This window comes from Mycolicibacterium aichiense (assembly GCF_010726245.1).
Lineage (GTDB): Bacteria > Actinomycetota > Actinomycetes > Mycobacteriales > Mycobacteriaceae > Mycobacterium > Mycobacterium aichiense.
Map to the genome: position 1 here is coordinate 842,325 of NZ_AP022561.1, position 20,664 is coordinate 862,988.

The following is a 20,664-nucleotide window of genomic DNA, read 5'->3' on the forward strand; positions in this document are numbered from 1 at the left end:
GTCAGCCCCCGATCGCGCTCATCGGCCGATGGGGCTGGACGAAATCCGGATCGTTGATGCCGTGGCCGGCCGCCTTGCGCCACATCGCGCCACGCCATGCCGTCTCCAGCGCCGCATCGTCGGCGCCATTGCGCAACAGCGCCCGCAGATCGGTTTCCTCGGCGGCGAACAGGCAGTTACGGATCTGCCCGTCTGCGGTCAGGCGGGTCCGGTCGCAGGCCGCGCAGAACGCATGCGAGACCGAGGCGATGATCCCTACCGTCGCCGGGCCACCGTTGACCTGCCAGAGCTGGGCCGGCGCCGACCCGCGCGGTGCCGGATCCGTGGTGAGGGTGAAGCGCTCGGCCAGTGCCGCGTAGATCTCGTCGGCACTCAGGTTGGCATCCCGACGCCACAGGTGGCCCGCATCGAGCGGCATCTGCTCGATGATGCGCAACTGATAGCCGTAGCGCAGGCAGTACTCCAGCAGTTCGACGCCGTCGTCGAGCCCGGTGACCGCATCCAGGACCGCGTTGACCTTGACCGGCCCCAGACCGGCCTCGGACGCGGCGGACAGACCGTCGAGGACATCGGGTAGGCGGTCCCGCCGGGTGATGGCGGCGAACTGCCCGGCGTCGAGGCTGTCGAGCGACACGTTGACCCGATTCAGACCCGCATCGGCCAGTGCCCGGGCACGACGGGACAGGCCCACCCCGTTGGTGGTCAGCGCGATCTCGGGACGCGGGCGCAGCGCGGCCACCGCCGCCACCACGTCTTCGAGCCCGCGATACAGCAGTGGCTCACCACCGGTGAAGCGCACGCTGGTGATGCCGAGCCGGTTCACCGCCAGAGTGAGCAGCCGCACCAGCTCGTCGCGGGTCAGCAGGTCGTCGCCGGGCAGCCAGTCCAGTCCCTCGGCGGGCATGCAATAGGTACAGCGCAGATTGCACCGGTCGGTCAGCGACACCCGCAGATCGGTGGCGACCCGGCCGAAGGTGTCGACCAAAGGTCCGCTGCGCGGCATGTCCGCCGGCGGCACGTCGTCGCGGCGGATCGCAGGCACTCCCAGCCCGACAACGGTCATGCCGGCACCCGGGCGTGGTCGGCGGGCACGATTTCCTTGCCAAGCGGCATCAGGGAGACCGGGATGAGTTTGAGGTTGGCCAGCGCCAGCGGGATCCCGATGATCGTGATCGCCATCGCCACCGCGCTCACCAGGTGGCCGATGGCGAGCCACACGCCGAACAGCACGACCCAGATGACGTTGCCGACCAGCGCGCCAGGCCGCGGTCCCGGCTTGTCGACGATGGTCCGCCCGAACGGCCACAGCGCGTAATTGGCTATCCGCAGGGAGGCGAAGCCGAACGGAATGGTGATGATCAGAACGAAGCTGACCAGCGCGGCCAGCAGATAGCCCAGGGCAAGCCAGAGCCCGCCGAACAGCAACCAGACGACGTTCAGGATCAGGCGCATGTCTCCTCCAGCGGTTTGCCCAGCCTACCGAACTAAACTCTGGTGCTGGCCGTAGGTCTTCCCGAGTAGGATCACCGGCACGCGTCCTGCACCGGCGGGACGCTTCGTCATGTTGTCATGAACCCCGTCAGACAAGCAGGTGAGACCAGTGCCGACCGGCAAGGTGAAGTGGTACGACGCCGAGAAGGGATTCGGCTTCCTGTCCCAGGAGGAAGGCGAGGACGTCTATGTCCGTGCGTCGGCACTGCCTGAGGGCGTCGAAGGTCTGAAGGCCGGCCAGCGGGTCGAGTTCGGGCTGGCATCCGGGCGTCGCGGCCCACAGGCATTGAGCGTCAAGCTGATTGACCCGCCGCCCAGCCTGACCCGGACCCGGCGTGAGGCCACACCTGTCGAGCGCAAGCACACGCCCGACGAATTGCACGGCATGGTCGAGGACATGATCACGCTGCTCGAAGGCGCGGTGCAGCCCGAGCTGCGCAAGGGTCGCTACCCGGATCGCAAGGTCGCGCGGCGGGTTTCCGAAGTGGTGAAGGCAGTCGCCCGGGAGCTCGACGCCTGACTGGCGCACACTGGAGTCGTGGGTGCCTATGTCGCCGGAGGCGGCGAGTTCAATCGCGATACCAACTACATCACCACCAGGATCACCGCCGACGGTGCTGACGGATATCCCGTCGAACCCGACCGTTACCGGCTGATCGTGGCACGGGCCTGCCCGTGGGCGAACCGGACGATCATCGTGCGGCGGCTGCTGGGCCTCGAGGACGCGCTGTCCATCGGGTTCTGCGGGCCGACACACGACGAACGCAGCTGGACCTTTGATCTCGATCCCGGTGGCGTGGACCCGGTGTTGAAGATCCCGCGGCTGCAGGACGCCTACTTCGCGAGGTTCCCGGATTATCCGAAGGGCATCACGGTCCCGGCGATCGTCGACGTGCCCACCGGTCAGGTGGTCACCAACGACTTCGCCCAGATCACGCTCGACTTTTCCACGGAATGGACCGCCTACCACCGCGAAGGTGCGCCGCAGCTGTACCCCGAGCCGCTGCGCGACGAGATCGACGAGGTTGCCCAGCGGATCTACACCGAGGTGAACAACGGCGTGTACCGCTGCGGGTTCGCCGGCTCGCAGGAGTCCTATGACAAGGCTTACGACCGGTTGTTCACCGCGCTGGACTGGCTCTCCGAGCGGCTCGCCGGTCAGCGGTATCTGGTGGGGGACACCATCACCGAGGCCGACGTGCGGCTGTTCACCACGTTGGCGCGCTTCGACCCGGTCTACCACGGCCACTTCAAGTGCAATCGGTCCAAGCTGGCGGAGATGCCGGTGCTGTGGGCCTATGCCCGAGATCTGTTCCAGACTCCGGGATTCGGCGACACATGCGATTTCGTCCAGATCAAACAGCACTACTACATCGTTCATTCCGACATCAATCCCACCGGTGTCGTGCCGAAGGGCCCGGACCTGTCGAACTGGTTGACGCCGCACGGACGGGAAGCGTTGGGCGGCAGACCTTTTGGTGACGGTACGCCGCCGGGGCCGACCCGCGAGTCCGAGCGGGTACCCGCTGGGCACGGCGCGGGTTAGCGCGCGAAGACGGTCTCGACGGCGGTCCGCTCGCCGTCGATCTCGACCTGTGCCGCAACATCATCGAGGGTCAGCAGCCCGGTCGCGAGGCCGAGGACGATCGGTGCCTCGGTTGTCAGGACGGCGTCGAACGAGCGCCCGTCCGGCACGCTCACAGCCACGCCGGATCGGTTGGCGCGCAGCTGAAGTGTGTCGCCGCCGATGTCGATCCCCACGGTGGCCGATCGGGTCGGTGCCCGGCCGGTGAACAGTGCGGGCAGCGCGACCAGTAGCCACTCGATGCGGAACTCATCGCCCTCGGCGCCACGGATCATCAGCGGTGTGGACCAGCGGACGAGTCCCTCGATGGGTTCGCGAAGTTGTGCGCCCCAGTCGGTGAGGGCGTACGTGATCGCGTTGCCGTCCTCGGCCAGCCGCCGCTCGACGACGCCCGCGCTCTCCAGTTCGCGGAGGCGGTCGGTCAGCAGGTTGGTCGCGATACCCGGCAGCCCGTCGCGCAACTCGCGGTAGCGGGCGGGCGCGACTAGGAGCTGACGGACGATCAGCAGATTCCACCGGTCGCCGACCACATCCAGCGCCCGGGCCAGTCCGCAGTACTGGCCGTAGTCTCGACTCATCACGCTCCAGTTGCAAAAGTAATGTGCGCTTGATTATATCAAGTGACTCTAGGAGGGGATCGAGATGGCGGTGGCGCAGCGGCCCGGGTGGGTCGACGACGAGTTGTTTCCGTTCGTGAGCCGGTTCGTCGACATCGACGGCCATACCGTTCACTATGTCGACGAAGGCGCGGGAACCACGTTGCTGTTCTTGCACGGCAATCCGACCTGGTCATTCGTCTACCGTGACGTCATCACGGCGCTGCGAGGCGAATTCCGTTGCGTGGCAATCGACTACCCCGGCTTCGGACTGTCGACGGCGGCGCCGGGTTACCGGTATCTGCCCAGCGAGCACGCCGGGGTCGTCGGCGCGTTCATCGACGCTCTCGGATTGACCGAGGTGACGCTGGTGGTGCACGACTGGGGCGGCCCGATTGGACTGTCGGTGATCGAGAAACACCCGGAAGTATTCGACCGGCTGGTGGTGGGCAACACGTGGGCGTGGCCGACGGATGCCCCGCACGTGCAGATCATGTCCCATGTCATGGGCGGACCGCTCGGCCGTCTGCTGATCCGGCAGTTCAATCTGTTCGTCAACCTGATGATTCCTGCGGGACACCGGCTGGCCAAACCCAGCCGGGACGAGATGGCCCACTATCAGAAGGCCCTCGACAGCCCGGCGCGGCGCGATGCATCGGCCATCTTTCCCCGCGAGCTCACCTCCAGTCGTGCGTTCCTCGCCGAGGTGGAAGCCGGACAACCGGCGATCGCAGACCTCCCCACCCTCATCATCTGGGGTGATGCCGACATCGCGTTCAGGCGCAGCGATCTACGGCGCTGGGAGCGGATCTTTCCCAATCATCGGACCGTGATCGCCGACGGCGCAGGTCATTTCGTCCAATCCGATGCCCCCGAGCAATTCGCGGCCGCCATTCGGGACTGGTGTTCGCAGCCGTCGTCGTCGACGCTAGGGCCAGGCCAGGCGGACTGACCATTCCGCGTGCGGGGCGTCGCGCAGTTCGCCGTTCTGATCCTGCACCAGGGTGAGCAACTGCACGACCACCCCGGTGAGCCGGCCGCGTTGCGGGTCGACCGTCGGAATCGTCACTGCCAGTTCGGTATCGGGTCGGTAGATGGTGGTCGTGGAGTTGCGCTCGTCTTCGTACACGCGCAGCAGCTGCCACGGTGCGCGCCCGATCGCGGTCGGAACGGAGAGCTGAACCGGGTAGCGCTCGGAGACCGAAAGCTGGCCCTGGGTCTGCGGGTTCTGGCAGTCGTTGAGGTTCACCACATTGCAGTAGACGTACGGCCCGACGCGCACCGCGCGGCCGTGGGAATAGGCGCTGATCTCGGGGAAGGCCGATTCCGTGCCGCGGGTCAGTGCCCAGGCGCCGACGCCGGCACCGGCCGACGCGAGCACGACGACGATCGCCAAAAGCCATCGGGTCAGGCGGCTCACCGGTAACTCACCGCCGATGCGCCCTCCGGTTCGGCCAGCACCGGCCGGTTGCCGCCGAAGCCGGGGATCAGTGAATCACCGCGGTAGCTGACGATGGTCTGGGCCAGGCCGAGGATCAGCAGCGCGCTGATCGCGGTGAAGCCCACCCACAGTTCGGTGTACACCAGCACTCCGATCGCACCGCCCATCACCCACGCCAGCTGCAGCACCGACTCCGAGCGGCCGAACGCCGACGCCCGCGACTCCTCCGGCAGGTCGTCCTGCAGCGACGCGTCAAGAGACGCTTTGGCGATCGCGGTCGCGCCCGAGGTGACCAGCGTGGCCACTGCCGCGACGATCAGGTTGCCGGTGACCGCGGCCACCAGCGCCATGACGGTCACCGCGACCGTGCACCGGACCACCAGCATCGCGGGCCTGCCCAGTCGCATCCGGGCCGCGGTGAAGTTACCCGCGAAGTTGCCGATTCCCGCGGCCGCGCCGAGCAGGCCGAGCATGCCCAGCTGCACCCAGCCGCTGGCCTGGTGTGCCTTGGCGACGAACGCCGGATACAGGAACAGGAACCCGACCATCGCCTTGATCGTGCAGTTGCCCCACAACGAGGTGATGATGTTGCGGCCCAGGGGTTGTCGTGGTCTGCCGGTCTTCGCGGCCGGCTCGTCGATCCAGCCGCGCGGCCCACTTTCGCCGTGGTAGGTCAAGGTGGCCGGTACCTCACCTTCGGTGACCTCCACCCAGCGCGGGATCCGCATCGACAGCGAGGCACCCGCCACGGCAACGAACACGACCACGAACAGCGCGCCCGGTAGCCGGAACACGGTGGTGAGCAGGTATTCCGTCCCCGCCGCGATGCCGCCGCCGACGATGGTGCCCCCGATCAGACCGAACATCGTCAGCCGCGAATTGACCCGCACCAGGTCGATCGTCGGTGGCATGACCCGGGGGGTGACCGCGCTGCGCAGCACGCTGAACGACTTGGACAGCACCATCATTCCGAGCGCGCAGGGGTAGAGAACCCACGACGGATAGCTGCCGGTGGCGCCGTCGTAGTCCATGATCAGCACGAACGCGAGTGCCGCGCGGAGGACGAACGACATCGCCAGCGCCGCCCGCCTGCCGTGCTGGACGCGATCGAGCGCAGGCCCGATGAGCGGTGCGATCACCGCGAACGGCGCGATCGTGATCAGTAGGTAGAGCGCGACCTTGCCCTTGCTCTCGCCGGACGCGGCGGCGAAGAACAGCGTGTTGGCCAGTGCGACGGCCATCGCCGAGTCCACCGCGAAGTTGGCGACCACCGGCCAGGTCAGCGCGGTCAGACCGGACTTGTCGGCGCCGTCGGCCGTGGCCGCGCGGTGCACCATCGAATACACCTTCGTGCCCATCTCGCGGCTGCGGTAGGCGGCGCCGCGGCCACGAGTCACCTGTTCGTCGGCGCCGCGCGGACCGGGCGGCGGGCCGATGTTCTGGGTGCGCTGCTCGCCCAACGGCGGCAGGTAGCGATTGGAGCTGGACGTGGGGCTGGACCGGCGGGTGGCTTCCGAGCGCCGGTAGCCGTCCCCGTCGCTGGGGTAGTTGGCCATGCCCGGGTGTTCTCCGGATGTGCCCGCCGAGTAGCGGCGGTCGGGGCCGAACGCCGGATTCGCGCGGGGTTCGTCACGCCGGCTCTCAGACACCTCACGATTGTCCCCTATCCCGGCATGCCGGGCGCGCACGTGGCCGGTGTGGCTGCACACACAGACCGTGAGGCAAGATTGGTGACGATGGACAGCACCCTTGACGCGAAAGAAGCCACGGCACCGGCTCAGGCAGCCGCGCCGTCGGACGCGGTTGCCGCCGTACTGAGCGGTGCGGTGGAGCAGGCACGGCAGGCCATCGTCGAGCACAGCGGCGACACGGTGGGCGATTACCTCGGTGTCAGCTTCGAGGACGAGACCGCGGCGACGCATCGCTTCTTGGCGAACATGCCCGGCTATCAGGGCTGGCAGTGGGCCGTGGTGGTCGCGGCCTACGAGGGGGCTGATCACGCGACGGTCAGCGAGGTCGTGCTGGTGCCCGGCCCGACCGCGCTGCTGGCGCCGGCCTGGGTGCCGTGGGACGAGCGCATCAAGCCCGGTGACTTGAGCCCGGGTGATCTGCTGGCTCCCGGCAAGGATGACCCGCGGCTGGCGCCCGGCTACACCGCCACCGGGGATCCGCTGATCGACGACACCGCCTTCGAGGTCGGCTTCGGCCGTCGTCAGGTGCTCAGCGCGCTGGGTCGCGACGAAACTGCGCAGCGTTGGCACGACGGTGATCATGGTCCCGATTCGCCGATGGCCCGCGCGACCAAACGGGTATGCCGCGACTGCGGTTTCATGGTGCCGCTGGCCGGCGCGCTCGGTGCCATGTTCGGGGTGTGCTGCAACGAGATGGCCGCCGACTCCCACGTCGTCGACTTCGAATACGGCTGCGGTGCGCACTCCGACACCCCGCAACCCGCGGGAACCGGATCGCCGCTGTACGACCCATACGACGACGGCGTGCTCGAGGTGGTCGAGGTGGTCGCGACCGTCGCCGACGCCACCGCGGCGCCGGACGACTCAGAAGCCTCGCAGACACCCGACGTCCCGGCGACCGCGGAAGTCCCGGAAAGCCCCGACGTCTCGGAGACCGCCGAAGTCGCGGACACCGAAACCCCGGAGGCGCCCGACGGTCCCGGCGCGTCCGAACCGGGCGAGCAGGACTAACCTTCGGCGGCGGCCTTGATCCGCGCCAGCGACAGGTTCATCCCGTCGACCAGCTCTTTCTCGAAGTTGGGTACGCCGCCCATCACCGCGTTCACCGTCATCGTGGAGACGGCCTTGACGCCGTTCTCGGCATGGCGGGTCTCCACGACCCGGGTGCCGGTGGCGGTCGGGGAGAGCTCATAGCTCCAGACGGTGTTGTTGGCGTTGACCCGGAACGCCAGCTTCCGCTCGGGAACCAGTTCGATGATCGTCGACGTCGTCGGCCAGAACAGGTTGTTGCGCCGATTGAGATTGAAGGTGCGGGTGCCCGGCTTCACCGCACCGAGCGGCTTCATCAGCCGGCACTGCGGGCTCCACTTGGGCATGTTGCCCAGGTCCGACAGCAACGTCCACACCTTGGCGACCGGGGCGTTGATCTCGATCTCTGCTTGCAACAGCGGCGCTGCCATTGTTTTCCCTTCGTCGTGACTGATTACTGTCCGTGCGGCTCGAGGCCGGTCTGCGCGCCTCGCGCCCCGCGCCGCGCCGCGGTGCGCTGCCACAGGAATACCGAGGTGCCGACGACCCCGGTGCCCAGTCCGGCAAGCGCGATCGGCCGCCAGGCCTCGCACGCCGCGACGGTGAACGCCACGATCGTCACCAGCGCCCACAGCGTGGCGCCGACGACGATCACCGGCCATGGATCCAGCAACGCTGCGGGCAGCGCAGGCGGCTCGGGCTCGGCCACCGGCTCTCGGCTCGGTTCGCGCTGATCGGAAGGCATTGTCGTCCAAGGTAACCGATGGGTGAGATGGCCCGGTATGCAGCTATCGGAGTTGGCCCGTTCATCATTGATCGGGTGTTGTCGTGTCGTACTGTTTGCGTCGTGAAAGACGGTGACCTGCGATTGGCCAGTGATTTGTCGCTGGCCGTCATGCGTTTGGCGCGCCAACTGCGCTTCCGCAGGCCCGAATCACCGGTCACGCTGTCGCAGCTGTCCGCCCTGGCGACCCTGGCCAAGGACGGCGCGATGACGCCGGGTGCGCTGGCGGTCCGGGAGCGGGTCCGGCCGCCGTCGATGACCCGGGTGATCGCATCGCTGGCCGACCTCGGTCTGGTGGTGCGCACCTCCCATCCCTCCGACGGTCGCCAGGTTCTGGTGGCGGTCTCCGACGCCGGGGCGGCGCTGGTCGACAGTGAACGACGAGCCAGTCAGGAGTGGCTGCGCAATCGGCTGGCCACCCTGGACAGCGAAGAACGCGACATCCTGCTGCGGGCCGCGGACCTGATGACCGTCCTCGTCGACGAAGACGCGTGAGCGACAACACTTTTGGCGCGATAGAAGTCGTCGATATCACCGACCCGGGTGATCCCCGCGTCGACGACTTCCGCGACCTCAACAGTGTCGACCGCAGGCCGGACCTTCCCAGCGGCAAGGGATTGGTGATCGCCGAGGGCGTGCTGGTGGCCCAGCGGATGATCGCCTCGCGGTTCACCCCGCACGCCTTCCTCGGTACCGACCGCCGCCTGGCCGAACTCGGTGACGACCTGTCCGGGGTGCGGGCGCCGTTCTATCGCGCCACGGCCGAGGTGATGGCCGAGGTGGTCGGTTTCCACCTCAATCGCGGTGTGCTGGCGGCGGCTCGCCGTCCGCCCGAACTCGCGCTGGCGGAGGTGCTCGACGGTGCGAGCACGGTCGCGGTGCTCGAAGGCGTCAACGACCACGAGAACCTCGGCTCGATCTTCCGCAACGCCGCCGGGCTCGGGGTCGACGCGGTCATCTTCGGTTCCGGGTGCGCCGACCCGCTGTACCGGCGTGCCGTGCGGGTGTCGATGGGCCACGCTCTGCTGGTGCCGTTCGCGCGTGCCGGGCACTGGCCGGCCGATCTCGGCGAGCTGCGCGAGCGCGGATTCCGGCTGCTGGCCATGACACCCGACCCGGCGGCACAGACCCTGGCCGAGGCGATGGCCGGGCTGGCCGGGGCCAAGGTCGCGATGCTGGTCGGCGCGGAGGGGCCCGGGCTGACCGAGACAGTGATGCGGGCCAGCGACGTCCGGGTCCGGATCCCGATGTCGCGGGGTACCGATTCGCTCAACGTCGCCACCGCGGCGGCGCTGGCGTTCTACGAACGGGCGCGGTGACTAGGCTCGCCCCATGATCGACGAGACGACGCCGTGGGGAACCGGGCTGACCGTGGCAGCCTTCGTCGCCGCGGTGACGGGTGCCGCGATCGTGGTGCTCAGCCTCGGCATGCTGCGGGTGCATCCGCTGGTGGCGATCGTGCTGAACCTGATCGCGGTCGGCGGACTGGCGCCGACGTTGTGGGGCTGGCGGCGGATTCCGGTACGGCGCTGGTTCGTCCTCGGTGCAGGTATCGGCGTCGCCGGCGGGTGGATCACCCTGTTGGCGATGGCCGCCGCGCGGTAGTCGGTCAGCGCTCGCCGCTGGACCGCACCCCGAGCAGCACGTCCTCCCAGCCGGGTACGGACGGCTTGGCCTTGGCGCGTTTGGCCCGTGGCGCCGGGGCGGAAGCCGGGGCCGCAGCGGGTGCCTGCTTCTCCTCAACCGGGGCGGGCGCCGGCTGAGGCTGCTGCTCGTCGAACTCCAGCTGGGCGACGACGGCCACCGGGCGCAGGGGACGCTCGAACCTCGGGTCGATCAGCTCGCTGGCCGCGTCGTCCAGAGCCGACACCGTGCCACCGTGCGCGCCGGGGCTGAAACGGAAGTGCGCGACATTGTCGGAGAGTCCGGCCTGCCACGACATCTGCACCACCCAGCGGCCGTCCTCGCCGCGCCAGGCGTCCCATGACGTCGACTCGAGGCTGTGCCCACGCGCCACCAGGGCGGTGGTGACGGTGTCCAGCAGCGTGGTCACCGCCGGGCCGTCGGCCAGCACCGGATGCGCGGCGCCGGCCAGCTCGGCCGCCCGGGAGCGCTCCAAGAGCACCGGGTGGGCGAATCGCTCGACCTTGCTGATGTCCATGCCGGATGACGCGGCAACTTGTTCGACGGACGCACCCGCACGGATGCGCGCCTGAATATCCCTTGGCCGCAACACGCCTTTGACCTCTTTGTCCCTCAGGGTCTGGCCCAGCGACCGGTCACCGCGAACCGCGGCACGCAGTCGGTCGTCGACCTGCAGGGTGAACTTGTCGGCCGGGTCGGGACCTTCGCAAATGATGTGCCTGCCGTCGACATCGAGTCCGATCACCCTGAGTTCTCGCATGTCGACCTCCTTCGCCCGGACTTTAACCCAGCCCCGAGTTGATTACGGTTAGGACACGCGGGGGTGACGAACAAGTCAGCCGAGATGTTCGACAACCCAGTCGACGCACTGGGTCAGCGCCGAGACATCGTCGGGGTCGATCGCCGGGAACATCGCGATCCGCAGCTGGTTGCGGCCCAGCTTGCGGTACGGCTCGGTGTCGACGATGCCGTTGGCCCGCAGCACCTTGGCCACTGCCGCGGCGTCCACTTCGTCGGCGAAATCGATGGTGCCGACGACCTGTGACCGCAGTGCGGGATCGCTGACGAACGGAGTGGCGTACGAAGACGCCTCAGCCCAGGAGTACAGCCGCTGCGAGGAGTCGGCGGTGCGCTTGACCGCCCAGTCCAGCCCGCCGTTGCCGTTCATCCAGTCGACCTGCTCGGCCATCAGCACCAGCGTGCCGATCGCGGGCGTGTTGTATGTCTGGTTCTTGAGGCTGTTGTCCACCGCGATCGGCAGTGACAGGAAGTCGGGCACCCAGCGGCCGGACCCGGCGATGGCCTCGATGCGGGCCAGCGCGGCGGGGGAGACGATCGCCAGCCACAGGCCGCCGTCGCTGGCGAAGTTCTTCTGCGGCGCGAAGTAGTAGGCGTCGGCGTCGGTCACGTCGACCGGCAGCCCACCGGCCCCGGATGTCGCGTCGATCAGAATCAGGGCGTTCTCCGAACCCGCCGGCCGGCTAACCGGCACGGCCACCCCGGTTGAGGTCTCGTTGTGTGCCCAGGCGATCGCGTCGACGGACGGGTCGGATTGCGGCTCCGGCGCGCTACCGGCGTCCGCCTTGATCACGATCGGGTCGTCGATGAAGGGGTTGGCCGTGGCGGCGGAGGCGAACTTCGAGGAGAACTCGCCGTAGGTGAGGTGCAGTGAGCGCTTCTCGATCAGCCCGAACGCGGCAGCGTCCCAGAATGCGGTGGCGCCGCCGTTGCCCAGGATGACCTCGTAGCCGTCGGGGACCGAGAAGAACTCACGCAGACCGTCGCGAACCCGGCCGACCAGGTTCTTCACCGGCGCCTGGCGGTGCGAGGTACCGAACAAGGCGGACGACGCCTGCAGGGCTTGCAGCTGCTCGGGACGCACCTTCGAGGGGCCGCAGCCGAAGCGGCCGTCGGCGGGCTTGAGATCAGCGGGGATCGTGAGCGAATCAGCCATGCCCCAAGCCTAGGAGTCCACGCAGGCGGGTATTACACCGAGGCGTTCAGCAAACCTGTTTTCGGGGTATGGACAGTATGCGATACCTGCGGTACTGTTTGGACATCACCCGCCCAAATGTAAACCTCTGTTGAGGAGACTGTCATGGCGAGAACCAAGATCATCCAGCGCTGGCGCCGCAACATGGACGTGCTGGACGACACTGAATACGTAGAGAAGCTGATGACGCTGTCCGAAGGGTCAGTGCGCAGGAACTTCAACCCGTACACCGACATCGACTGGGATTCGCCCGAGTTCGCCGTCGTCCCGAACGACGAGCGCTGGATCCTGCCTGCGACCGACCCGATCGGGCAGCACCCCTGGTATCAGTCGCAATCCAAAGAGCGGCAGATCGAGATCGGCATGTGGCGCCAGTCCAACGTCGCCAAGGTCGGGCTGCACTTCGAGTCGATCCTCATCCGGGGCCTGATGGAGTACGCGTTCTGGGCGCCCAACGGTTCGCCGGAGTACCGATACTGCCTGCACGAAGCGGTCGAAGAGTGCAACCACACGATGATGTTCCAGGAGATGGTCAACCACATCGGCGCCGACGTGCCGGGCATGCCCCGCCTGCTCAAGTGGGTCCAGCCTGCGATCCCGTTGGTGGCCGGCCCGCTGCCGATCCCCTTCTGGTTCGGCATCCTCGCCGGTGAGGAACCCATCGACCACACCCAGAAAAACGTTCTGCGCGAAGGCAAGACGCTGCACCCGATCATGGAGCGGGTGATGGCGATCCACGTCGCCGAAGAGGCCCGGCACATCTCGTTCGCGCACGAGTACCTGCGCAAGCGGGTGCCGCACCTGCCACGGCGCAAGCGGTTCTGGCTGTCGCTCTATGTGCCGGTGGTGATGCGGGTGCTGTGCTCGGCGATCATCGTGCCGCCGAAGGCGTTCTGGAAGGAGTTCGACATCCCGCGCTCAGTGCGCAAGGACATCTTCTTCTCCTCGGCCTCGTCGCGACAGATGTTGCGCGACATGTTCGGTGACGTCCGGATGCTGTGCCACGACACCGGCCTGATGAACCCGCTGGCGAAGCTGATCTGGCGGATCTGCCGGATCGACGGGGCGCCGAGCCGCTTCCGCAGCGAGCCTGCCCGCCAGCACGTGGTAGCTGTCGCGTAACCCGAAGGACTCACGCCCGTGCCCCATGTGATCACCCAGTCGTGCTGCAGCGACGGGTCCTGCGTCTACGCCTGCCCGGTCAACTGCATCCACCCCAGCCCCGACGAGCCAGGCTTCGCGACCGCCGAGATGCTGTACATCGACCCGGTGGCCTGTGTGGACTGCGGGGCGTGCGTCAGCGCCTGCCCGGTCGGTGCGATCGCGCCGGACAGCAAACTGACCGACAAGCAGCTGCCGTTCATCGAACTCAACGCCGGCTTTTATCCCGAGCGGCCGGCCGGCGTGAAACTGCCGCCGACCTCCAAGCTCGCACCGGTGCTGCCGGCACCGCAGCTGCGTCGCGGTGGGACCGACCTCACGGTGGCTGTGGTGGGTTCGGGGCCGGCGGGCATGTACGCCGCCGACGAGCTGCTGACGCAGAAGGGGGTGCGGGTCAATGTCTTCGACAAGTTGCCCACCCCGTTCGGCCTGGTCCGCGCCGGTGTCGCTCCCGATCACCAGCACACCAAGGGAGTCACGCGGCTGTTCGAGAAGATGAGTAAGCATCCGCGCTTCACGTTCTACCTCAACGTCGAAGTGGGACAGCATGTTTCGCATGCCGAATTGCTGCAGCACCACCACGCGGTGCTCTACACCGTCGGCGCGCCGCACGACCGCAGGCTCGACATCGCAGGCATGGAGCTGCCCGGGGCAGGCACGGCCACCGAAACGGTGGCCTGGATCAACGGCCACCCGGACTTCGCCGAGCTGCCCGTCGACCTGCGCCACGAGCGGGTGGTGGTGATCGGAAACGGCAATGTGGCCCTCGACGTCGCCCGGATCCTGACCGCCGACCCCGATGATTTGGCCCGAACCGACATCTCGGACGCCGCGCTGAGTGCCCTGCGTGGCTCAGCCGTGCGCGAGGTCGTGATCGCGGCGCGGCGCCGCCCTGTCGACTCGGCGTTCACCCTGCCCGAGCTGATCGGGCTGACGTCGACGGCCGACGTCGTCCTCGACGCCGCCGACCACGCCCTCGTGCAGGAGGACCTGGCCACCGCCACCGATGCCGTCACGATCGCCAAACTCGAGATCCTGGCCAAGCTGCCGGTCGCGTCCGAACGCATCGACCGTAGGCGCATCAGGCTGGTCTATCGGCTGACGCCGCACCGGGTGCTCGGCACCGAACGGGTCGCGTGCGTCGAATTCCGGTGCACCGGAACCGAAGACCCGGTGCACATCGAAGCCGGCTTGTTGCTCACCTCGATCGGATACCGCGTCGCCCCGATCGCCGGTCTGCCCTTCGACGAATCGGCCGCCGTCGTCCCCAACCGGGACGGGCGGGTCATCGATCCGGTCACCGGCGAGCCCATCGCCGGCGCTTACGTGGCGGGCTGGATCAAGCGCGGTCCGACCGGCTTCATCGGCACCAACAAATCCTGTTCGATGCAGACCGTGTCGAACCTGGTGGACGACTTCAACGCCGGACTGCTGGGCGACCCCGACGCGCGATCGGCGTTGCTGGACAAGCTGGTTCGCTCCCGTCAGCCCGATGTGGTCGACGCCCGCGGCTGGCGTGCGATCGACGCCGCCGAGACGGCCCGCGGCGAAGCGCAGGGGCGGGCGCGGGTGAAGTTCACCGAGGTGTCCGAGATGGTCGCAGTCGCGGCCCGGGCACCCGAGCCGCCGCTGGCCCGGCGGCTGCTTGCCGGGCTGCTGCGTTAAGCCCTCTCGCGCAGATAGTTCAGCACGGCGGCCCAGTCCGGGAACCGGTCCGAGCCGAAGTGAATCCACTCGCCCTCGAAGCGCTCAGCGCCGTTGTTCGGCCGGTCGTCGACGAGGAAGTCACCACGGTTGAGGTCCTTGTGGTGAGTCAGGATCAGCCGCTTGTACGCGGGTGAATCCTCCTCGCCGCCAAGGTGTTCGTGCACCCATTCCACCTTGTGCTGCCAACCCGACGGGTTGCGCCACGGCGCGGTGGACAGCAGGTAGGTGTCGAACAGCGCGGACAGTTCGGTGAACGCCTCGATCGCGCCGGGCATCGAACGCATCAAGGCGAAGATGCCCGGCGCCTCGTCCATCCGGCCGCGGTACTTGTCCACCACGACCGGATCGAGGCCCTCGATCCGATGGCCGAAGTCGACCATCGTGTTGTCGAGGTCGATGTAGAGGATCTTGCGGTGATCCCGGGTCACGCCTACATCATGCCTGGCTCATCGCCTGCTGGATCTCGTCGTAACTCACCTCGCGCACCGGCTGCCCCAGCGACCACTGGTGCCCGAACGGATCCCGGACCATGCCGTAGCGGTCGCCCCAGAACTGGTCGTCGAGCGGCATCACCACGGTGGCGCCCGCGTCGAGCGCCTGCTGGAATTTCTGGTCGACGTCGGTGACGGTCAGATGGATGGTCACCGGCGTCCCGCCCAGCGCAGGCGGCGTCATCGACTTGCCGTCGGACATCTCCGGGAAGTCGTCGTTGAGCATGATCATGGCCCCGTTGATCTGCAGCGCGGCGTGGATCAGTTTCCCGTCGGGACGGGGGACCCGACCGATCTCGGTGGCGCCGAACGCCTTGATGTAGAAGTCGATCGCCGCGGGAGCGTCGTCGACGACCAGGTGCGGGGACAGTGCGGGTTGGATCTCGATCGCCATGGAAGCCTCCTGTGGTGTGGTGCGGCCGGCCGGTCCGCCACCGGGGTAGACATCGCGGCCGGGGAAAACTCATCGGCCGCCTCGCAGGCAACCACTGTGGACCGACAGAAACGAGCCGCGGTGGAGTACGGTTCGGGCTGACACAGGGAGGCCGACGATGACCACCACGACAGTGCCGCGGTCGAGCGCCGCCCAGACCCGGCGGGCGATCTGGAACACGATCCGAGGGTCGTCGGGCAACTTGGTCGAGTGGTACGACGTCTACGTCTACACCGTGTTCGCAACGTATTTCGAGGGCCAGTTCTTCGATGAGTCCGAGAAGAACTCGACGGTGTACGTCTATGCGATATTCGCGATCACATTCGTGATGCGCCCCGTCGGGTCGTGGTTCTTCGGGCGGTTCGCCGACCGGCGAGGCCGGCGGGCGGCGCTCACGGTGAGCGTGTCGCTGATGGCGCTGTGCTCGCTGATGATCTCGCTGGTGCCCTCGCAGGCGTTGATCGGGATGGCGGCGCCGATCATCCTGGTCGTGGCCCGGCTGGTGCAGGGCTTCGCGACCGGTGGCGAGTACGGCACGTCGGCGACGTACATGTCGGAGGCGGCGACGCGGGAGCGGCGCGGTTTCTTCTCGTCGTTCCAGTACGTGACGCTGGTCGGCGGCCACGTGCTGGCGCAGCTGACGCTGCTGATCCTGCAGTCGGTGCTCAACGACGACCAGTTGCGCGAATTCGGTTGGCGCATCGCGTTCGCCGTGGGCGGCGTGGCCGCGGTGGTGGTGTTCTGGCTGCGGCGCACGATGGACGAGTCGCTGTCCGAGGACGTCATCGAGGCGGCCAAGGCGGGCGAGGACCGCGGTGCGGGATCCATGCGGGCGCTCTTCACGCAGTACTGGCGGCCGCTGCTGCTGTGCTTCCTCATCACGCTGGGCGGCACGGTGGCCTTCTACACCTACAGCGTCAACGCCCCGGCGATCGTCAAGACCGCCTACAAAGGCGAGGGCATGACGGCGACGTGGATCAATCTGACCGGGCTGATCTTCCTGATGCTGCTACAGCCGGTGGGTGGGATCATCAGCGACCGGATCGGACGTAAGCCGATGCTGGTGTTCTTCGGTGTCGGGGGCGTGCTCTACACCTATATCCTCATCACGTTCCTACCCCAAACGCGTTCGCCGCTGGCATCTTTCGCGTTGGTCGCGACCGGCTACGTGATCCTGACCGGGTACACCTCGATCAACGCGCTGGTGAAGTCGGAGCTGTTCCCGGCGCAGGTGCGGGCGCTCGGGGTGGGTGTCGGGTACGCGCTGGCGAACTCGATCTTCGGCGGGACGGCGCCGCTGATCTACCAGGCTGCCAAGGAGCAGGGCCACGTACCGTTGTTCATCGGCTATGTCACGGTCTGCATCGCGGTGTCGCTGGTGGTGTACGTGTTCTTCCTGCGCAACAAGGCCGACACGTATCTGGACCGGGAGCGGGGCTCGGCGTTTCGGGCCTGACTAGACGGGTCGGTGCGCGATCTCGTCCCAGCCCTGCACCGCGTCCGGCGGCCGGGGTGCCGGACCGACGTAGATCGCCGACGGACGGACCAGCTTGCCGAGCTGCTTCTGCTCCAGGATGTGGGCGCACCACCCGGCGGTACGACCGCAGGTGAACATCGCGGGCATCATCTTGGCGGGTACCTGGGCGAAGTCCAGGATGACCGCGGCCCAGAACTCCACGTTGGTCTCGATCGCCCGGTCCGGACGCCGCTCCCGCAACTCGGCCAGCGCCGCCTGCTCGAGTGCGACAGCCACCTCGTACCGCGGCGCCTGCAGCCGCTTGGCGGTCGCCCGCAGCACCCGTGCTCTCGGGTCCTCGGCCCGGTAGACCCGGTGGCCGAAGCCCATCAGCTTCTCGTTGCGATCCAGGACGCCTTTCACCACCGCGCGAGCGTCACCGGTGCGTTCGACGTCCTCGATCATCGGCAGCACCCGCGCGGGCGCACCGCCGTGCAGCGGGCCGCTCATCGCGCCGATCGCGCCCGACATCGCGGCCGCGACATCTGCTCCGGTCGAGGCGATCACGCGCGCGGTGAACGTGGAGGCGTTCATCCCGTGCTCGGCCGCCGACACCCAGTAGGCGTCGATGGCCTCCACATGCCGCGGGTCCGGCTCGCCCTGCCAGCGGGTCATGAAACGTTCTGTGACAGTGGTGCATTCGTCGATCACGCGCTGCGGCACCGCCGGCCGGTAGATGCCGCGGGCGGATTGGGCGACGTAGGACAGCGCCATCACCGACGCCCTCGCAAGATGATCGCGGGCAGTTTCGCCGTCGATGTCCAGCAGCGGTGCGTAGCCCCAGATCGGCGCCAGCATCGCCAGGCCGGCCTGGACGTCGACCCGGACGTCGCCGGTGTGGATGGGTAGCGGGAACGGCTCGGCGGGGCGCAGACCGTTGCCGAACTTGCCGTCGACGAGCAGCGCCCACACGTCGCCGAACGTCACGCGATTGCCGACCAGTTCCTCGATGTCCACACCGCGGTAGCGCAGTGCGCCGCCATCTCGATCAGGTTCGGCGATCTCGGTGGTGAAGGCCACCACCCCTTCGAGGCCGGGCACGAAGTCGTCGGGTACCACCGTCATGGGGGGATTCTCCCACTCGGCCATCGGCTCGTCGCTGCCGGTCGGTAACCGGCAGCCGAATGTTTGCGGCGTACCGTTGGGCCGTGGAGACGCCCAGGGACGATCGCCTCGCGGCGATGCGCGTTGAGTACGGCTCGGTGGAGAAGGACGGCAGCAGCGACCTCGATGTCGACTGGCTCGCCGACGGCTGGCTTGCCCTGTTGCACAGGTGGATCGCCGACGCCGAAGCGGCCGGGATCGCCGAGCCGAACGCCATGGTGCTGGCCACCATCGGCACGGGAGGAGACGCGGGAAGACCGGTGAGCCGCACGGTGTTGTGCAAGAGCGTGGACGAGACCGGGATCACCTTCTACACCAATTACGACTCGGCCAAGGGTGATGAGCTGGCGGCGACTCCGTATGCCGCCGTGACGTTCCCCTGGTACGCGCTGGGGCGGCAGGTGCACATCCGCGGCGCGGTGACCAAGGTCAGCGCACAGGAGACCGAGGAGTACTGGTCCAAACGCCCGCGCGGATCCCAGCTGGGGGCGTGGGCGTCGGCGCAGTCGCGCCCGATCGGCTCCCGCGCGGAGCTGCTCGCTCAGCTTGCCGAGGTCACCGAGCGGTTCGCCGCCGACGAGCAGGTGCCGGTGCCGCCGCACTGGGGTGGCTATCGGATCGCCCCCGAGGTCGTCGAGTTCTGGCAGGGCCGGGAGAACCGGGTACACAACCGAATTCGTGTGAGCAACGGCTCCATCGAGCGTCTGCAGCCGTAGGTGGCGCGGCTCTTTGCCGACACCACCCCCCTGAGAACGCCGGACTTCCGCCGGCTGTGGGTGGCCGGCGTCATCACGGTCATCGGGGCCAATCTCACGATCTTCGCCGTCCCCGTCCAGCTCTACGCACTGACCCACAACTCGGCGTACGTCGGGCTGTCCGGCGTGTTCGCTCTGGTGCCGCTGGTGGTTTTCGGTCTGCTCGGCGGGGCATGGGCCGACGCGATGGATCGCCGGGTGTTGCTGATCATCACCTCCAGCGGTTTGACGGTGTCCTCGTTGCTGCTGTGGTTGCAGGCCGCCCTGGGCCTGAACAATGTGTGGGCGGTGCTGTGCCTGCTGGCTGTGCAGCAGGTGTTCTACGCCATCGACAGCCCGACCCGCGCCGCCGCCATCCCGCGGATGCTGCCCGGCGACCAGTTGCCCGCCGCCAACTCGTTGAACTTCACGGTGTTCCAGTTCGGCGCGATCGTCGGCCCGCTGATGGCCGGCGTGATGCTGCACTGGGTCGACCTGTCCACCCTCTACCTGATCGACACTCTCACCTGCGTGGTGCCGGTCCTGGTGGCCTTTCGGCTCGCGCCGATCCCGCCTGCTGTCGGCGGCAGGGGCATGGGCTTCGACGCGCTGCGCTCGGTCGTCGAGGGCTTCCGTTTCCTGTCCGGCAACAAAGTCGTGCTGATGTCGTTCGTGGTCGACCTGATCGCGATGATCCTGGGCATGCCGCGGGCGTTGTTCCCGGAGATGGCGCATCAGAGTTTCGGCGCTCCGATCGAGGGTGGCACCACGATCGCGCTGCTGGCGGCTGCGATGTCGGTCGGCGCGGTGGCGGGCGGGGTGTTCTCCGGCTGGTTCCCTCGCATCCGGCGTCAGGGTCTGGCCGTCGTGATCTCGATCGTGGTGTGGGGCGCGGCCATGGTCGGGTTCGGCGTCGCCGGTGGGCTCGCGCATGGCCATGCCGGCACGATGCTATGGATTGCGTTGGTGTTCTTGGCGATTGGTGGCGCAGCGGACATGGTGTCGGCGGCGTTCCGCTCGACGATCCTGCAGCAGGTGGCGTCCGACGATCTGCGCGGCCGGCTGCAGGGGGTGTTCACCGTGGTCGTGGCGGGCGGTCCCCGGCTGGCCGATGCCCTGCACGGAGCGGCAGCCGCGGTGGTCGGTACCACGATCGCCGCGGCCGGTGGGGGAGCGCTGGTGGTGGTCGGCGTGCTCATCGCGGCCGCGGCCGTCCCGATTTTCGTTCGCTATCGGGTGCCGGCGGCGAACCCGTAAATCGGCA

At 67.9% G+C, this 20,664-nt stretch carries 24 protein-coding genes; 12 read left to right on the forward strand and 12 right to left on the reverse strand.

What is annotated here, in order from left to right; genetic code table 11:
* Position 1: 1 nt before the first annotated feature.
* Positions 2-1,063 (reverse strand): GTP 3',8-cyclase MoaA, encoded by a 1,062-nt coding sequence (gene moaA / locus G6N32_RS04095; protein ID WP_115317247.1) that lies wholly within the window; start codon positions 1,061-1,063, stop codon positions 2-4.
* Positions 1,060-1,452, reverse strand: coding sequence for a YccF domain-containing protein (locus G6N32_RS04100; RefSeq protein ID WP_115317246.1), 393 nt, complete (start codon positions 1,450-1,452; stop codon positions 1,060-1,062). Before G6N32_RS04100 ends, moaA begins: the two co-directional genes overlap by 4 nt.
* Positions 1,453-1,600: 148 nt before the next feature.
* Between G6N32_RS04100 and G6N32_RS04105 the strand changes: the two genes are divergently transcribed.
* Together G6N32_RS04105 and G6N32_RS04110 are read left to right on the forward strand one after the other, a co-directional pair.
* Entirely contained in the window at positions 1,601-2,011 is a 411-nt protein-coding gene (locus G6N32_RS04105; protein WP_036341333.1) for a cold-shock protein, read from the forward strand.
* Between the two features lie 18 nt (positions 2,012-2,029).
* Positions 2,030-3,037, forward strand: a complete 1,008-nt coding sequence (locus G6N32_RS04110; RefSeq protein WP_163789114.1) for a glutathione S-transferase family protein — start codon at positions 2,030-2,032, stop codon at positions 3,035-3,037.
* Here the strand turns inward: G6N32_RS04110 and G6N32_RS04115 are convergent.
* Positions 3,034-3,654, reverse strand: a complete 621-nt coding sequence (locus G6N32_RS04115; protein ID WP_115317244.1) for a winged helix-turn-helix transcriptional regulator — start codon at positions 3,652-3,654, stop codon at positions 3,034-3,036. The two genes, G6N32_RS04110 and G6N32_RS04115, sit on opposite strands and share 4 nt — an antisense overlap.
* Positions 3,655-3,718: 64 nt before the next feature.
* Here G6N32_RS04115 and G6N32_RS04120 point away from each other — a divergent pair, with 64 nt between their 5' ends.
* Entirely contained in the window at positions 3,719-4,624 is a 906-nt protein-coding gene (locus G6N32_RS04120) for an alpha/beta fold hydrolase (protein WP_115317243.1), read from the forward strand.
* Here the strand turns inward: G6N32_RS04120 and G6N32_RS04125 are convergent.
* Both G6N32_RS04125 and G6N32_RS04130 read right to left on the reverse strand, forming a co-directional pair.
* Positions 4,601-5,083, reverse strand: coding sequence for a DUF2771 domain-containing protein (locus G6N32_RS04125; protein WP_115318844.1), 483 nt, complete (start codon positions 5,081-5,083; stop codon positions 4,601-4,603). The two genes, G6N32_RS04120 and G6N32_RS04125, sit on opposite strands and share 24 nt — an antisense overlap.
* Positions 5,084-5,088: 5 nt before the next feature.
* Positions 5,089-6,669 (reverse strand): MFS transporter, encoded by a 1,581-nt coding sequence (locus tag G6N32_RS04130; protein ID WP_115317242.1) that lies wholly within the window; start codon positions 6,667-6,669, stop codon positions 5,089-5,091.
* Positions 6,670-6,849: 180 nt separating this feature from the next.
* Here G6N32_RS04130 and G6N32_RS04135 point away from each other — a divergent pair, with 180 nt between their 5' ends.
* Positions 6,850-7,815 (forward strand): DUF3027 domain-containing protein, encoded by a 966-nt coding sequence (locus G6N32_RS04135; protein WP_232077475.1) that lies wholly within the window; start codon positions 6,850-6,852, stop codon positions 7,813-7,815.
* Here the strand turns inward: G6N32_RS04135 and G6N32_RS04140 are convergent.
* On the reverse strand, positions 7,812-8,264 hold the full coding sequence (locus tag G6N32_RS04140) for an SRPBCC family protein (RefSeq protein ID WP_115317240.1): 453 nt from the start codon (positions 8,262-8,264) through the stop codon (positions 7,812-7,814). The two genes, G6N32_RS04135 and G6N32_RS04140, sit on opposite strands and share 4 nt — an antisense overlap.
* A 23-nt stretch (positions 8,265-8,287) precedes the next feature.
* Positions 8,288-8,578, reverse strand: a complete 291-nt coding sequence (locus G6N32_RS04145) for a DUF2530 domain-containing protein (protein WP_115317239.1) — start codon at positions 8,576-8,578, stop codon at positions 8,288-8,290.
* Between the two features lie 102 nt (positions 8,579-8,680).
* Here G6N32_RS04145 and G6N32_RS04150 point away from each other — a divergent pair, with 102 nt between their 5' ends.
* The 3 genes from G6N32_RS04150 to G6N32_RS04160 are packed head-to-tail and all read left to right on the forward strand — an operon-like array spanning position 8,681 to position 10,222.
* A complete protein-coding gene (locus tag G6N32_RS04150; protein ID WP_115317238.1) occupies positions 8,681-9,112 on the forward strand; it encodes an Rv0880 family HTH-type transcriptional regulator in 432 nt (143 codons plus the stop codon).
* Positions 9,109-9,936 carry a TrmH family RNA methyltransferase gene (locus tag G6N32_RS04155; protein ID WP_115317237.1) on the forward strand — a complete coding sequence of 276 codons (828 nt, stop codon included), beginning with the start codon at positions 9,109-9,111 and terminating at the stop codon, positions 9,934-9,936. Before G6N32_RS04150 ends, G6N32_RS04155 begins: the two co-directional genes overlap by 4 nt.
* Positions 9,937-9,949: 13 nt before the next feature.
* Entirely contained in the window at positions 9,950-10,222 is a 273-nt protein-coding gene (locus tag G6N32_RS04160) for a DUF2537 domain-containing protein (RefSeq protein WP_115317236.1), read from the forward strand.
* Positions 10,223-10,226: 4 nt separating this feature from the next.
* Here the strand turns inward: G6N32_RS04160 and sepH are convergent, their stop codons facing one another.
* Positions 10,227-11,021: a septation protein SepH gene (gene sepH / locus G6N32_RS04165; protein WP_115317235.1), complete on the reverse strand. Its 795-nt coding sequence runs from the start codon at positions 11,019-11,021 to the stop codon at positions 10,227-10,229.
* 75 nt (positions 11,022-11,096) lie between these two features.
* Complete coding sequence (gene serC / locus G6N32_RS04170) at positions 11,097-12,215, reverse strand: phosphoserine transaminase (RefSeq protein WP_115317234.1); 1,119 nt, start codon at positions 12,213-12,215, stop codon at positions 11,097-11,099.
* A 144-nt stretch (positions 12,216-12,359) separates the two neighbouring features.
* Between serC and G6N32_RS04175 the strand changes: the two genes are divergently transcribed.
* Entirely contained in the window at positions 12,360-13,376 is a 1,017-nt protein-coding gene (locus tag G6N32_RS04175) for an AurF N-oxygenase family protein (RefSeq protein ID WP_115317233.1), read from the forward strand.
* An 18-nt stretch (positions 13,377-13,394) separates the two neighbouring features.
* A complete protein-coding gene (locus tag G6N32_RS04180) occupies positions 13,395-15,080 on the forward strand; it encodes an FAD-dependent oxidoreductase (protein WP_115317232.1) in 1,686 nt (561 codons plus the stop codon).
* On the opposite strand, the gene G6N32_RS04185 is transcribed toward G6N32_RS04180, so the two are convergent.
* Positions 15,077-15,550 carry a 5' nucleotidase, NT5C type gene (locus tag G6N32_RS04185; protein ID WP_232077477.1) on the reverse strand — a complete coding sequence of 158 codons (474 nt, stop codon included), beginning with the start codon at positions 15,548-15,550 and terminating at the stop codon, positions 15,077-15,079. The genes G6N32_RS04180 and G6N32_RS04185 overlap by 4 nt on opposite strands.
* A gap of 7 nt (positions 15,551-15,557) precedes the next feature.
* Positions 15,558-16,007 (reverse strand): VOC family protein, encoded by a 450-nt coding sequence (locus tag G6N32_RS04190; protein ID WP_115317231.1) that lies wholly within the window; start codon positions 16,005-16,007, stop codon positions 15,558-15,560.
* A gap of 157 nt (positions 16,008-16,164) precedes the next feature.
* On the opposite strand from G6N32_RS04190, the gene G6N32_RS04195 reads away from it, so the two are divergent.
* Positions 16,165-17,502, forward strand: coding sequence for an MFS transporter (locus tag G6N32_RS04195; protein WP_115317230.1), 1,338 nt, complete (start codon positions 16,165-16,167; stop codon positions 17,500-17,502).
* Here G6N32_RS04195 and G6N32_RS04200 read toward each other — a convergent pair whose 3' ends face one another.
* Positions 17,503-18,627: a citrate synthase 2 gene (locus tag G6N32_RS04200; protein WP_115318842.1), complete on the reverse strand. Its 1,125-nt coding sequence runs from the start codon at positions 18,625-18,627 to the stop codon at positions 17,503-17,505.
* A gap of 116 nt (positions 18,628-18,743) precedes the next feature.
* On the opposite strand from G6N32_RS04200, the gene pdxH reads away from it, so the two are divergent.
* Both pdxH and G6N32_RS04210 read left to right on the forward strand, forming a co-directional pair.
* Positions 18,744-19,382, forward strand: a complete 639-nt coding sequence (gene pdxH, locus G6N32_RS04205; RefSeq protein ID WP_115318841.1) for a pyridoxamine 5'-phosphate oxidase — start codon at positions 18,744-18,746, stop codon at positions 19,380-19,382.
* Positions 19,383-20,657 carry an MFS transporter gene (locus G6N32_RS04210; protein WP_115317229.1) on the forward strand — a complete coding sequence of 425 codons (1,275 nt, stop codon included), beginning with the start codon at positions 19,383-19,385 and terminating at the stop codon, positions 20,655-20,657.
* The last annotated feature ends 7 nt before the right edge of the window (positions 20,658-20,664 follow it).